Source organism: Actinokineospora sp., from assembly GCF_052390155.1.
Lineage (GTDB): Bacteria > Actinomycetota > Actinomycetes > Mycobacteriales > Pseudonocardiaceae > Actinokineospora.
In genome coordinates, this window is the sequence record NZ_JBQTHF010000120.1 from 1 (window position 1) to 13,802 (window position 13,802).

General features: G+C 69.3%; 12 protein-coding genes. 10 read left to right on the top strand and 2 right to left on the bottom strand.

Annotated features, from left to right (window positions below):
* The first annotated feature begins 115 nt into the window (after window positions 1-115).
* From ACT4N7_RS28175 to ACT4N7_RS28185, 3 genes are all read left to right on the top strand, one after another.
* Entirely contained in the window at window positions 116-376 is a 261-nt protein-coding gene (locus ACT4N7_RS28175) for a group II intron maturase-specific domain-containing protein (RefSeq protein ID WP_444831907.1), read from the top strand.
* 141 nt (window positions 377-517) lie between these two features.
* Window positions 518-1,111, top strand: a complete 594-nt coding sequence (locus tag ACT4N7_RS28180) for a hypothetical protein (protein WP_444831908.1) — start codon at window positions 518-520, stop codon at window positions 1,109-1,111.
* A gap of 335 nt (window positions 1,112-1,446) precedes the next feature.
* Complete coding sequence (locus tag ACT4N7_RS28185; protein ID WP_444831909.1) at window positions 1,447-2,067, top strand: (deoxy)nucleoside triphosphate pyrophosphohydrolase; 621 nt, start codon at window positions 1,447-1,449, stop codon at window positions 2,065-2,067.
* Window positions 2,068-2,122: 55 nt separating this feature from the next.
* On the opposite strand, the gene trpS is transcribed toward ACT4N7_RS28185, so the two are convergent.
* Both trpS and ACT4N7_RS28195 read right to left on the bottom strand, forming a co-directional pair.
* Window positions 2,123-3,088 (bottom strand): tryptophan--tRNA ligase, encoded by a 966-nt coding sequence (trpS, locus tag ACT4N7_RS28190; RefSeq protein WP_444831910.1) that lies wholly within the window; start codon window positions 3,086-3,088, stop codon window positions 2,123-2,125.
* Between the two features lie 187 nt (window positions 3,089-3,275).
* A complete protein-coding gene (locus ACT4N7_RS28195) occupies window positions 3,276-3,434 on the bottom strand; it encodes a hypothetical protein (RefSeq protein ID WP_444831911.1) in 159 nt (52 codons plus the stop codon).
* Between the two features lie 206 nt (window positions 3,435-3,640).
* Here ACT4N7_RS28195 and typA point away from each other — a divergent pair, with 206 nt between their 5' ends.
* From typA to ACT4N7_RS28230, 7 genes are all read left to right on the top strand, one after another.
* Window positions 3,641-5,545, top strand: a complete 1,905-nt coding sequence (gene typA, locus ACT4N7_RS28200) for a translational GTPase TypA (RefSeq protein ID WP_444831912.1) — start codon at window positions 3,641-3,643, stop codon at window positions 5,543-5,545.
* Between the two features lie 161 nt (window positions 5,546-5,706).
* Window positions 5,707-7,395: an ABC transporter family substrate-binding protein gene (locus ACT4N7_RS28205; protein ID WP_444831913.1), complete on the top strand. Its 1,689-nt coding sequence runs from the start codon at window positions 5,707-5,709 to the stop codon at window positions 7,393-7,395.
* 269 nt (window positions 7,396-7,664) lie between these two features.
* Complete coding sequence (locus tag ACT4N7_RS28210; RefSeq protein ID WP_444831914.1) at window positions 7,665-9,443, top strand: ABC transporter family substrate-binding protein; 1,779 nt, start codon at window positions 7,665-7,667, stop codon at window positions 9,441-9,443.
* 162 nt (window positions 9,444-9,605) lie between these two features.
* Window positions 9,606-10,604 carry an ABC transporter permease gene (locus ACT4N7_RS28215; protein ID WP_444831915.1) on the top strand — a complete coding sequence of 333 codons (999 nt, stop codon included), beginning with the start codon at window positions 9,606-9,608 and terminating at the stop codon, window positions 10,602-10,604.
* Between the two features lie 40 nt (window positions 10,605-10,644).
* On the top strand, window positions 10,645-11,550 hold the full coding sequence (locus ACT4N7_RS28220; RefSeq protein ID WP_444831934.1) for an ABC transporter permease: 906 nt from the start codon (window positions 10,645-10,647) through the stop codon (window positions 11,548-11,550).
* Window positions 11,550-12,719 (top strand): ABC transporter ATP-binding protein, encoded by a 1,170-nt coding sequence (locus tag ACT4N7_RS28225; RefSeq protein WP_444831916.1) that lies wholly within the window; start codon window positions 11,550-11,552, stop codon window positions 12,717-12,719. The genes ACT4N7_RS28220 and ACT4N7_RS28225 overlap by 1 nt, the downstream gene beginning before the upstream one ends.
* Window positions 12,716-13,765, top strand: coding sequence for an ABC transporter ATP-binding protein (locus tag ACT4N7_RS28230; RefSeq protein ID WP_444831917.1), 1,050 nt, complete (start codon window positions 12,716-12,718; stop codon window positions 13,763-13,765). The genes ACT4N7_RS28225 and ACT4N7_RS28230 overlap by 4 nt, the downstream gene beginning before the upstream one ends.
* Window positions 13,766-13,802: the final 37 nt, after the last annotated feature.

A 13,802-nucleotide genomic window follows, 5' to 3' on the forward strand; every position in this document is an offset into this window, starting at 1 on the left:
GACTCAACTCCCGAGAGATAATCTCCCGCTCTTCCAAACATAACAACTGGCCGCGCGCCACATTCACTCCATCAATCAGTCGGGCAACATCATATCAAGATGTCGCTATGACTAATTGACCCCGCCCTTTCGTCCGGGAGTTTCGAGTGCGACCTTCGGTTATCTGAGCGACTACGTCTGGAAACGTGTCCTCAGATGGTTGTATCGGAAACACCCGAGACTCACGTGGAAGCACTACCGCCGACGCTACTGCGCGGGCGGCACGTGGCCTGCTTCGGATCGTCGGACGCTGTTCGATCCGGGGAAGGTGCGCACGACGCGATACCGGTACCGGGGAGCAGCGATTCCGAACCCGTGGCAGGTCGCAGCCATCTGAGAATCCGAACAACCCTCATCGGGGCTTGCGGAGAGCCCGTTGCCTGGAGACAGGCACGGCGGGTTCGGGAGGCGGTCCGAGGAAACCCACTGGTGGCAACACCAGCAGGGCGCCTCGGGCCGACCTCACGCAACCTGTTCGGTGGCCGCCATCCCCGGCGAGTGGATCGAACAGACCGCGCCCGGTGGTCTCATCCTGGTGGACGTGGAAGGCCAGTTGAGCGCGGGCAACCTCGTGCTGCTGCGCCGGGGTCACGAACTGGTGGCGGAAGGGAAGTTCCTCGACTGGTACGGGCGGTTCATGGCGCTACGACACGACGCGGCCAGCGTCGGGCAGTCGTGGCCCACCGTGGACCGGTCAGGCGGCGATGAACGCACCACGACCGTGGACCCGCTGGAGTTGGACGGCGGGTTCCGGTTCCTGGCTCAGTTCCGACTACCACCGAGCACACTGCACACCCTCACGGTTGACGACGGCACGCCTACGGAAACGTGCCTGACCAACCGGGACGGGTCGTGGTGCTCGGTGGACCGGACGGCCGACGAGCCGGGCCGGTACCGGGTGCGGCACGCGGGACCGCGTGACCTGTGGGCCGACGTGGAACTAGCGCACGACGAGTGGGCGACGATGGGTGCCCCCGCCTGGCACCGGTTCGGCTTGACGGCCACACCGACCACGCAACGGGTGTGGCTGGACAGTCCCGACAGCGAACACACGTGGAATCTGACCACCTGACCGACACGACGCGGCAGGGGCGCAGCGCAACGTCCCAACCGCGTCGCCGCCTTGTCCACACCCTGCTCATCCATCCACAGCTTTGGCGCCCTCACCCCCGACCCGCCCCATCACCGATAGACTGGCGCAGGGCCGTTCCCCCAGTGGACGGGTGGGGGTTGTGGTGCTACTTGGGGGCAGAAAATCGCGTGGGGGCTGGGGCGGAGATTCGGGTTGGGGGTGTGGTGTCGGCTGGGCGGGGAAGTTCGTGCGGGGGTGTGGTCGAGGCGTCGGTTCGGGCGGTGTCGGCGGCGCTGAGTGAGTCGGATGTCTTGGGGCTGCGGCAGCCTCGCCGGTTGGTTGCGCCCGGGGACGAGATTCGGCTCGGGTGGTCGCGGCTGCGGATCGTCCATCTCGACACGGATGGCCTGTGTGCGGTGTCGGTGGCCGGATTCCCTGCCGCGCTGCGGGTTCGGGTGGCGCGGGCCGGGGCGGGTTCTTCGGTGACGTGCTCGGGGCGCCTGCCTCGGGCCTGGCTGGCGGGGCTGGTGGAGCGAGTGTCGGCCCGCGCGTTGGAACTGGCGACGGCGCGGGTGGTCGTGGGGGCGGCGATCGTGCGGGACGGGCGGGTTCTGGTGCAGCAGCGGGCATACCCGGCCGAGGTGGCGGGGATGTGGGAGCTGCCGGGGGGCCGCGTCGAGGTGGGGGAGTCCGATGTGGACGCGGTGGCGCGGGAGTGCCGTGAGGAGCTGGGGGTGGAGGTGGTCGCAACCACGATGACCGGACCGGATGTGGCGCTGCGAAACGACTTGGTGCTGCGGGTGTACGCGGCGCGGATGGCGCGGGGGGAGCCGCGTGCGCACGACCACCAGGCGGTGCGGTGGCTGACGGAAGACGCTTTGCACACGGTCCCCTGGCTTCCCGCCGATCGGGTGCTGTTGCCCGCGATCGCCAGGTTGCTCCGGGCCGACGGGTGATCGACCTTCGGTGCGCCGCCCGGCCGCACTGAAACCGGGCGGCACCAACGAAAAGTCAGCCGACGCCAGCCAGGCGAAGCGCTGACGACAGGCGGTGGGCGCCGCGTTCGGTCGCCCGTTCGGCGCCTGCTTTGCGGATCCGGTCCAGCTCCGCCCGGTCCGCCAGCAGGGCCGACGCCCGCTCCCGCAGCGGCCGCAGTTCTTCGATCACCGCGTCGGCCACGGCCTCCTTCAGCTCCCCGTACGACGAGAAACCGGCGACCACCTCACGCGGGGGTTTGCCCACGCACGCCGACAGGATCTCGACCAGATTGGCCAATCCGGGCTGTTCCTGCGGTCGGTACTCGACCCGGCCGAGGCTATCGGTGACGGCTCGGCGGACTTTGCGGCGGATCAGGTCCGGTTCGTCCAGCACGAACACCACGCCCGCCGAGTCCTGTGTGGACTTCGACATCTTCCGGCCGGGATCGGACAGGTCGCGCACCCTGGCCGCGGTCGGCGGCGTCACCGCCTCGGGCACCGTGAAGACCTCGCCGTAGGTCGTGTTGAAGCGGCGGGCCAGGCTCCGGGCGAGTTCGACGTGTTGGGCCTGGTCGTCACCGACCGGGACCTCGGCGGCGCCCTGCAACAGGATGTCCGCCGCCATCAGCACCGGGTAGGTCAGCAGCCCGAGCCGCACCATGCCCTGGCCTTCCGACTTCTGTTTGAACTGCGTCATCCGCGCCGCCTCGCCGAACGAGCAGGCGCACTCCAGCACCCAGGTCAGCGCCCCCACCTCCCGCACCAGGTCGGACTGGACGAACACCTGGTCCGGCTCGATCCCGGCCGCCACCAGCACCGCGAGCAGCTCCCGCGACAGCTTGCGCAACCGCGCGGGGTTGTAGGACACCGTCATCGCGTGCAGGTCGCTGACGAAGTACAGGTCGCCGGGGCGGCCCTGCCGCGCCCACCGCCGGATGGCGCCCAGGTGGTTGCCGATGTGGGCGTGGCCGGACGGCGTGATGCCGGACAGGCGGGTCATCTCGGGCTTCTCCTTCACCGAAGAGTGCGGTCGCCGCCCGAAACAGCACAAAGCCGCCCGAGCGGGCGGCCTGAGGGGGTGCTCAACGCACCGGTGTCACGGCCACCGGTCGGCGGCCCACCACCTGGTCACGTCGAGAATTCGCACGGTGCCACGCTAGCGCGCGCGGCGAACCGGCGACAAGAGATCAAGCGGCCCGCTTGAACTCCGCCTTCACCCGCTTGAGGGCCAGGATCGGACACTTCGCGCACCGCGACGACGACCGGCAGCACTTCTTCTTGACCTTGCCCGATTTCATCAGCTTCTTCACGGCGTCCGCGGGCGTCTTCGACTTCTTCGAGCCCATGTCGCCACTCCGTCCGTGAGCTGAACCGTTGCCTTAGGATAGGTTAACCTTCCTAGATCATGTGGCGTGGTGCTGCTCACATCGAGGGCCCAGGTATCCTGGACGAGCCAGTAGCAGCTCGTCCGGCTGCGCGGGAGCCCCCATCAGCGTTGACATGCGTCTGCGGGCTGCCCCTCAACGTCTGAGAAGGAACCAGGAGCACGCGCGTGCCCACAGCGACCGTCAGCGCCGAGCTGACCAGGACCGACATCCGCAACGTCGCGATCGTCGCGCACGTCGACCACGGCAAGACGACCCTGGTCGACGCCATGCTCCGCCAGTCCGGGGCGTTCGCCGCCCGCGCCGAACTCGTCGACCGGGTCATGGACTCGGGGGAGTTGGAGCGCGAGAAGGGCATCACGATCCTCGCCAAGAACACCGCCGTGCGCCGCCAGACCCCCGACGGCCCGATGGTCATCAACGTGGTCGACACCCCGGGCCACGCCGACTTCGGCGGCGAGGTCGAGCGCGGCCTGTCCATGGTCGACGGCGTGCTGCTGCTGGTCGACGCCAGCGAGGGCCCGCTGCCGCAGACGCGCTTCGTGCTGCGCAAGGCGCTGGCCTCGCGGCTGCCCGTGGTGCTCGTGGTCAACAAGGTCGACCGCCCGGACGCCCGGATCGCCGAGGTGGTCGAGGAGACCCACGACCTGCTGCTCGAACTGGCCGCCGAGCTGGACGACCTGGACGACTCCGTGCTCGACCTGCCGGTGGTCTACGCCTCCGCGCGCGCGGGCCGGGCCAGCCTGACCCAGCCCGCCGACGGCGGCATGCCCGACAGCGAGAACCTCGACCCACTGTTCGACCTGCTGATGAACAAGGTCCCCGCGCCCAAGGCCGACGTCGACGCCCCGCTGCGCGCGCTGGTCACCAACCTCGACGCGTCGAGTTTCCTCGGCCGCATCGCGATGTGCCGCATCCACGCGGGCCGCATCCGCAAGGGCCAGACGGTGGCGTGGTGCCGCGAGGACGGCACGGTGGCCAACGTCCGTATCACCGAGCTGCTGGTCACCGAGGCTCTCGACCGGGTGCCCGCCGAGACCGCCAGCGCGGGCGAGCTGGTCGCCATCGCGGGCATCCCGGAGATCACCATCGGCGACACCCTGGCCGACCTCGACAACCCGCAGCCGCTGCCCCGGCTGACCGTCGACGAGCCCGCCATCTCGATGACGATCGGCGTCAACACCTCGCCGCTGCAAGGCCGCAGCGGCGGCAGCAAGCTCACGGCCCGGATGCTCAAGGGCAGGCTCGACAGCGAGCTGGTCGGCAACGTCAGCGTGCGCGTGCTGAACACCGAGCGCCCGGACACCTGGGAGGTGCAGGGCCGCGGCGAGCTGGCGCTGGCCATCCTGGTCGAGCAGATGCGCCGCGAGGGCTTCGAGCTGACCGTCGGCAAGCCCGAGGTGGTCACCCGGACCGTCGACGGCAAGCTGTGCGAGCCGTTCGAGCGGCTCACGGTCGACGCCCCCGAGGAGTACCTGGGCGCCGTCACGCAGCTCCTGGCGGGCCGCAAGGGCCGTCTGGAGCACATGGGCGGCCACGGAACCGGCCGGATCAAGGTCGAGTACGTGATCCCGTCGCGCGGCCTCATCGGCTTCCGCACCGACTTCCTCACCGAGACCCGCGGCACGGGCATCGCCAACGCCCTGTTCGAGGGCTACCACCCGTGGGCGGGCGAGATCCGCAGCAGGCACTCCGGCTCGCTGGTCGCCGACCGGCAGGGCCCGGTCACCGCGTACGCGATGCTGCAGCTCGCCGACCGCGGCACGTTCTTCGTCGAGCCGGGTGCCGAGGTCTACGAGGGCATGGTCGTGGGCGAGAACCCGCGCGCCGAGGACCTCGACGTCAACGTCACCAAGGAGAAGAAGCTCACCAACATGCGCTCCTCCTCCGCCGACGTGTTCGAGACGCTGGCCCGGCCACGCAAGCTGAGCCTGGAGGAGGCGCTGGAGTTCTGCGCGGGCGACGAGTGTGTCGAGGTCACGCCGGGGTTCGTCCGGGTGCGCAAGGTCATCCTGGACTCCACCACCCGCGGCCGCACCCGTTCCCGGGAGAAGGCGCGCGACCAGAACTGACGCGAATCACACGGGCGGTGTCGGGGAACCCCCGGCACTGCCCGTGCGTCATCGGATCGGGTAACTCAAACCGGTGACGGGACACTCCATGGTGTCTGACAGCATGTCCGGGTCACCTTGGGGAGGTGGATTTCGTGCGGAGAACGGGCTGGGGAGCCGTGATGGCGGTGGCGACCGCCGCCGTCTGCCTGTCCGCCTGCACGAACGCGCCCCCGCCGCCGCTGGTCACCACCGAGATCGCGCGCACCGAGCCCACCCGCCCGGTCAACCCGGGTGAGGCCGTCGTCGGCGTCGACAGCGTGCAGGGCGGCTACAACCCGCACAAGCTTGCCGACCAGTCGACAGTCACGACGGCGCTGTCGCAGATGCTCTTGCCGTCGGTGTTCCGGGCCGCGCCCGACGGCACACCGCAGCTCGACCGCACGGTCATGGTGTCCGCCGAGGTCACCAAGGCCGAGCCGTACACCGTCACCTACCGGCTGCGGCCCGAGGCGTCCTGGTCGGACAGCGCGCCGATCGCCGCCGAGGACTTCGTCTACCTGTGGGAACAGCTCCGCGGCGCGCCCGGCGTGATCGACGGCCCGGGCTACCGACTGATCGACAACATCTCGGCGCGCGAGGCGGGCCGGGTCGTCGAGGTCACCTTCGACAAGCCGTACCCGGGCTGGCGGTCGCTGTTCTCCGGCCTGCTGCCCGCGCACCTGCTCAAGGACATCCCCGGCGGCTGGGCGAACGTGCTGCGGGAGAACTTCCCGGTCACCGGCGGCCCGTTCTCGGTCAAGAACCTCGACCGCGACCGCGGCGAGGTCGTGCTGGAGCGCAACGACCGCTACTGGGCGACCCCCGCCCCCCTCGACCGGATCATCCTGCGCCGCGGCGACCTCACCGGGATCACCGGCGCGCTGCGCGCGGGCCACAGCCAGCTCGCCCTGACCACGCTCGACGCGCAGGGCGTCACCGCGGTGACCGGGCTGCGGCCCACGGCGACCGCGCGGACCGTGCCCCGCTCGACGGTGGCGACCGTGCTGCTGCGCCCGGTCAGTGTCGCGATGGCCGACTCCCGCATCCGGGCCGCGGTGGCCGCCCTGGTCGACCGGTCCGCGCTGGTCACGGTGGGTGCCGAGGGTGGTCCCGCCGCCGCTCTGCCTGCCGACGCCCACGTGCTCGCCCCCACCGCGCCGGGGTACGCGGCCACGGTCCCCGCGGGCACGCCGAAGGTGCCCGACCCGGTGCTCGCCGCGAGCCTGCTCACCCAGGCAGGCTTCACGCTGGTCAACGGGAGCTGGGCGTTCGGCGCCACCCCGCTCAACCTGGTGATCGCCACCCCCGCGGAGCACCCGACCTACCTGGCGATGGCCCGCGAACTGCAGCGCCAGCTCAGCGTCGGCGGCGTGCAGTCGCAGTTGGTCACCCCGGACGCGGGCGAGCTGTTCAGCGAGCTGCTCGCGCCGCGCCCGGCGGACGCCCCCGTGCCGCTGGACGCCGTGAACCGCATCGACATCGTGCTCGCCCCGCAGCCCGCGGGCGGCGACCCGGCGACGGTGCTCGCGACCCGGTTCGGCTGCGCGCCGAGCACCGCCGAGGCGGCGCTGCCGCGGCCCGCGAACCCGCTGGGTTTCTGCGACCCGGACGTGCAGCAGACCATCGATGCCGCGCTGACCGGGGCGATGTCGCTGCCTGACGCGCTCGGTCTGGTCGAGCCGGTGCTCTGGAGCCGGTTCGTGGCGCTCCCGCTCTACCAGGAGGCTGACGAGCTGGTCGTCCGCCGGGAGATGACCGGGGTGACCCCCGGTCCGCCGCTCGTCGGGCCGTTCGCGGGCGCGGCCGAGTGGCGGCGCGCCACACAGTGACCGCGATCACTCAACGTCACTGGTGAAATGCGGTGCGTACGCACTGGTAACAGTCGCGTTGCACCATGCTGTCCGGTTGTCACCCTTTGGTCACGATCGACCTCCCAGGCGTGACCGCAACCTCTTTTCGTTCCTAGCGTGCCCACCTAGTGCGCCGCCCAACGGTCGTTGGGGGCGTGATGGGTAAGGGTGCAGCCCAGCCGGCTCGGTTGTGGTGGGGCCCCGTGCTAGGAGGGCACGTGTCAATTAAGAGATCCACTCTGTCGGCAGTGGCCGCGGTCGCGGCCACGTCGCTCGTGCTGAGCGCTTGCAGCGGCTCGACCAACAGTGACGGCGGCGGTGGCGGTGCCGCCGAGCCGACGGGCGACGTCGCGGCCATGGCCATCGCCAAGGGCGAATCGGGTGACGAGTACACCTCCCCCGAGGTGGCCCAGTCCAACGAGACCTTCGTCGTGTCGACGGACAACCCGTTCACGGCGTACAACAACTCCGCCGCGGACGCGAACAACTCCTACAACACGTTCGCGCTGATCAAGGTGCTGTCCGGGGCCTACCTGCTCGACGGCAACAACAAGGTCCTGCTGAACAAGGACGTGATGGAGGCCGTCGAGGTCACCTCGAAGTCTCCGCAGGTCATCACCTGGAAGATCAAGCCGGGCGTCACCTGGTCCGACGGCGAGGCGTGGGACTGCGACGACTTCTACCTTGCCTGGCTCAGCCAGACCGGCAAGACGAAGGACGCCGAGGACAAGGACCTGTTCACCGCCGCGGGCACCACCGGCTACGAGCAGATCGACAAGGTCGAGTGCGCCAAGCCGACCGAGGTCGTCACGACCTTCGGCACGCCGTTCCCGGACTACAAGAGCCTCTTCGGGCTCGCGACGGACATCATGCCCGCGCACATCCTGGAAAAGGGCACCGGCGTCGAGGACATCACCAAGGTGCTCCCGACCGGCGGTGACGCGGCCGTGATCGCCAAGGTCGCCGAGTTCTGGAAGACGAAGTGGAACGGCTTCGACGCCGCGCTCATGCCGTCGTCGGCGCAGTACGTCATCACCGCCTTCCAGCAGGACAACTCCGTCACCCTGGAGCGCAACCCGAAGTGGGTCGGCAAGCCCGGCGGCCCGGCCAAGATCGTCCTGCGCGGCATCTCCGACCAGGTCGCCCAGGCCCAGGCGCTGGAGAACGGCGACGTCCAGGTCAACTCGATGGCCCAGCCCGACGCCAACGCCGCCGAGCGGCTGCGCAACCTGTCCTCGCAGGGTGTGACCTTCGGCGCGTCCAACGGCCTGGCCTTCGAGCACCTCGACCTGAACTTCAAGAACAAGTGGCTCTCCGACGGCGCGGTTCGCAAGGCGTTCATGCAGTGCGTCAACCGTGAGGAGCTGACCGAGAAGCTCATCCGCCCGGTGCTGGAGAGCGCGAAGCCGCTCGGCAGCCTGGTCTTCTTCCAGGCCGAAGAGGGCTACACCGACAACTACGCCCAGTACAAGGGCGACGCGGCCGAGGCCAAGAAGACCCTTGAGGCCGCGGGCTTCACCTTCGGTGGCGACGGCTTCGCGACCAAGGGCGGCGAGAAGGTGACGCTGAAGATCAGCCACACCGCCATCCCGCGCCGCAAGCAGACCGTCGAACTCATCCAGTCGCAGTGCAAGGGTGCGGGCCTGGAGATCGTGGACGACACCGACCCGAACTTCCTCGACACCCGGGTCAGTGAGGGCGACTACGACATCGCGCTGTTCGCGTGGTCCGCGGCGCCGTTCAAGTCCGGCCAGAAGTCGATCTACTCCACCGGTGGCGGCCAGAACTGGTCGGCCTACACCAACACCAAGGTGGACGCCGCGTACGTCGACGCGAGCAGCAACCTCGATGAGGCCGCGGCCCGCAAGGCGTACCAGGATGCCGACAAGATGATGGCGGAGGACAACTACTCGCTGCCCCTCTACCAGCTGCCGAACATGTGGGCCTTCAAGGGCATCGACAAGGTCTACTTCCAGTCGTACAACGGCGCGCTGTGGAACGCCAACGAGTGGGTCAAGACCAACTAACCAGTCGATCCGCCGCCGATGGTGGCGTGATCTGGTCGACAAGAGCAGGGGCCGGACCAGAAGTCCGGCCCCTGCTCTTGGGCACCTGCCGCCGCCGGAGGCACACTGGCGTGCGCAGTACTTAGCAGGCTCACCCGGCCTGGGCCCCACCGAGGAGCTCTCGTGATTCGCTACATCATTCGACGGCTGCTGATCTCAGTTCCCATTCTGGGGATCGGCAGCTTCCTCGCGTTCGTCATGGTCGCGTCCGCGGGCAACCCGGTGGCCGAGATGCGCGCGCGCCCCGGCGTCACCGAGGCGCAGATCAAGTCTCTTGAGGTCAGCCTCGGCCTCGACCAGCCGGTCGTGGTCCGCTACTGGAACTGGCTGCTCGACTTCCTGCAGGGCGACTGGGGCCAGAGCATCGCGCTCGGCCAGGCCAAGGTCGACATCTTCGACTCCGTCATGCGGGCCCTGTGGATCACCGTGCGGCTCGTCATCGGCGCGGAGATCCTGGCCATCGTCCTGGGTGTCGCGGTCGGCGTGCTCGCCGCGGTCAAGCAGTACTCGATCTTCGACTACGTCGCGACGTCGAGCGCGTTCCTGATGTTCTCGATGCCGATCTTCTGTGTCGCGGTGATCCTGAAGAGCTACGGCATCAAGTTCAACAACCTGCTCGAAAGCCTCGGTTTCGATCGGTGGCTGAGCACGGTCAGCCCGGCAGAGGGCGGGTTCGATGGCAGTTTCGGCGAGGTGATCTTCAAGTACACGGGCACGTATCTGCTGCCGACGCTGAGCCTGACGCTGATCAGCTTCGCCGCGTACAGCCGCTTCCAGCGCGCGTCGATGCTGGAGACCCTGCACTCGGACTACGTGCGCACGGCCAAGGCCAAGGGCCTCTCGGAGCGCCGCGTGATCTTCCGGCACGCGTTCCGCAACGCGATGATCCCGGTGACGACCCTGCTCTCGCTGAACTCCGCGGCGCTGTTCTCCGGCGCGATCATCACCGAGACGGTGTTCGGCTGGAAGGGCATGGGCAGCCTGCTGGTGCAGTCCATTCGGACGTTCGACCCGTACATGCTGATGGGCTGGCTGATGGTCACCGCCACGCTGGTCGTTGTGTTCAACCTGGTTGCCGACATCATGTACGGCATCCTCGACCCGAGGATCCGCCTTGCCTAGCGACCCGTCCCCAGTCCTCAACCCGCTACAGCCCGCGGGGCTGCCCCCCGGCGGCGCCGCGCCGGTCACCCGGGTCAGCGAGTTCGACGCCACCAAGGCGCGCAAGCAGAGCACGCTGATCCTGCAGCGGTTCTTCCGCCACCGGTTGGCCGTGGCCAGCCTGGTCGTCTTCCTGCTGATCGTCGCCTTCGGCTACCTCGGGCCGCTGTTCTGGAGCCTGCCCGTCGACGACACCACCGGGCGGCGGTTCGAGCCGCCGAGCGCGGCGCACCCGCTGGGCACCATCCAGACCGGCAAGGACATGCTCGCGCAGCTCATCCGCGGCACCCGGCTGTCGGTGCAGATCGCCCTGGTCGTCTCGCTCGGCTCGACGTTCCTCGGGGTGGTCGTCGGCGCGCTCGCGGGCTACCTGCGCGGCGTGGTCGACAGCGCGATCAACCGGTTCATCGACCTGATGCTGATCGTCCCGCAGATCGCCATCGCGGCGATCCTGGTCTACGCGCTGGAGGGAAGCTGGTACGTGGTGGCGCTGATCCTGGCGGCGTTCGCCTGGATGCAGGTCGCCCGGATCACCCGCGGCGAGACGCTGTCGCTCTCGCAGCGCGAGTTCATCGAGGCCGCGCGGGCGGCGGGCGCCGGGACCAGGTGGATCATCTTCCGGCACCTGATCCCGAACATGATCGGCAGCATCACGGTCAACGCCACGCTCGCGGTGGCCACCGCGGTGCTCTCCGAGGCCGCGCTGTCGTTCATCGGGCTCGGCGTGCAGTCGCCGGACACCTCGCTCGGCCTGATCATCAGCGAGAACTACTCCCAGATCACGGACCGGCCGTGGCTGTTCTGGGGCCCGTTCGTGATCATCGTGCTGCTCTCGCTCGCGGTGAACTTCATCGGTGACGGACTGCGCGACGCGTTCGACCCGCGGCAGACGAAGGTGCGTGCCTGATGAACCGTGTCGTCAACGACGAAGTCAGCTACGACCAGGTGCGCACCGACTCGGTTCTCGCCGTCGAGAACCTCTCGGTCACCTTCAGCACCGACGACGGCCCCGTGCGGGCCGTGCGCGACGTGTCCTTCGCGCTGCGCCCGCGCGAGGTGCTCGGCATCGTCGGCGAGTCCGGCTCGGGCAAGTCGGTGTCGTCCATGGCGATCATGGGCCTGCTCCCGGGCAACGCCAAGATCACCGGGTCGATCCGCTACCGCGACCGCGAGCTGGTCGGGCAGTCCTACAAGCAGATGCAGGGCGTACGCAACAACGGCGTCGCGATGATCTTCCAGGACCCGATGACCTCGCTCAACCCGGTCTACACCATGGGCTGGCAGCTCGCCGAGGCGTACCGGGCGCACCACACGGTGTCGAAGAAGGCCGCCTGGGCCAAGGCCATCGAGGCGTTGGAACTGGTCGGCATCCCCCAGCCGGACCGGCGCGCTTCGCAGTACCCGCACGAGTTCTCCGGCGGCATGCGCCAGCGCGTGGTGATCGCGATGGCGATCATCAACGACCCGGACGTGATCATCGCCGACGAGCCGACCACCGCGCTCGACGTGACCGTGCAGGCGCAGATCCTGGAGACGCTGCTGCGCATCCGGGACGAGACGGACGCGGGCATCATCATGATCACCCACGACCTCGGCGTCGTGGCGGGCATGGTCGACCGGGTGCAGGTCATGTACGGCGGCACCGTCGTGGAGTCGGCTCCGGTGGACGAGCTGTTCGAGCACCCGCGGATGCCCTACACCGTCGGCCTGCTCGGCTCGCTGCCCAACCCGGCCACCCTCGGCAAGCGGCTCACCCCGATCAAGGGCGCGCCGCCGTCGCTGATCAACCTCCCGGCCGGCTGCGCGTTCTCGCCGCGCTGCCCGCTGGTGATCGACGCCTGCTCGGAGTCCGAGCCGAAGTTGACCGAGACCGAGGGGCACACCCACCTCACCCGCTGCCACCGCTGGCAGCACCTGGCCGCGCTGCCGCGGCCGCAGGCACTGTTCGAGCACGAGGAGATCGGCTTGGTGGAGAACCCCGCCGCGCTCACCGAGGCCGACCCGACGCTCCCGGTCGCCGAAGACCTCGCCGTCGTGGAGCAGCGGATGCACGACCAGGAGGACTCGACCGCATGACGAACACCCACACCGCGCCGGACGCGGGCAAGCACGCCTCGCCCGAATCGGAGTCCACGCCGCTGCTGCAGGTCAGCGACCTGGTCAAGTCGTTCCCCGTGCGCGGCGGCGGGATCATCCCGCGCACCGTCGGCCACGTGCAGGCGGTGTCCGGGGTCAGCTTCGACCTGCACCGCGGCGAGACCCTCGGCCTGGTCGGGGAGTCCGGCTGCGGCAAGTCGACCACCGGCCGGGCGATTCTGCAGCTGCACAAGCCGACCTCCGGGTCGGTCCGGTTCGAGGGCCGGGAGCTGACCACGCTGCGGCCCGCGCACCTGCGGCCGCTGCGCCGGGACATGCAGATCGTCTTCCAGGACCCGTACGCCTCCCTCGACCCGCGCTGGCAGGTCAACGACGTCGTCGCGGAGCCGCTGCGCATCCACAACGTGGGCGGCGACAGCAAAAGTGTGCAGCACCGGGTGGACGAGCTGCTGGAGCTGGTCGGGCTCAACCCCGAGCACCGCAACCGCTACCCGCACGAGTTCTCCGGCGGCCAGCGCCAGCGCATCGGCATCGCGCGCGCGCTCGCGCTCGACCCGAAGCTCATCGTGCTGGACGAGCCGGTGTCCGCGCTCGACGTGTCGGTGCAGGCAGGCGTGGTGAACCTGCTGGAGGAACTGCAGGAACGCCTCGGCCTGGCCTACCTGTTCGTCGCGCACGACCTGTCGGTGGTCCGGCACATCTCGCACCGGGTTGCGGTGATGTACCTGGGCAAGATCGTCGAGATCGGCGACCGGGAGGCCATCTACGAGCGGCCGACCCACCCGTACACCCAGGCGCTGCTCTCCGCCGTGCCGGTGCCCGACCCGAAGCAGGAACGGCAGCGGCAGCGGATCGTGCTCACCGGCGACGTGCCGAGCCCGGTCAACCCGCCCTCGGGCTGCCGCTTCCGCACCCGCTGCTGGAAGGCGCAGGACGTGTGCGCCGCGGAGGAGCCGCCGCTGGTCTCGCACGGCGCGACCTTCTCGGCGTGCCACTTCCCCGAGGAGCGCAGCGTCCTGCCGTAGTAGGGTTCCGGCGGGGGCACCGGTCGGATTCCCCCTG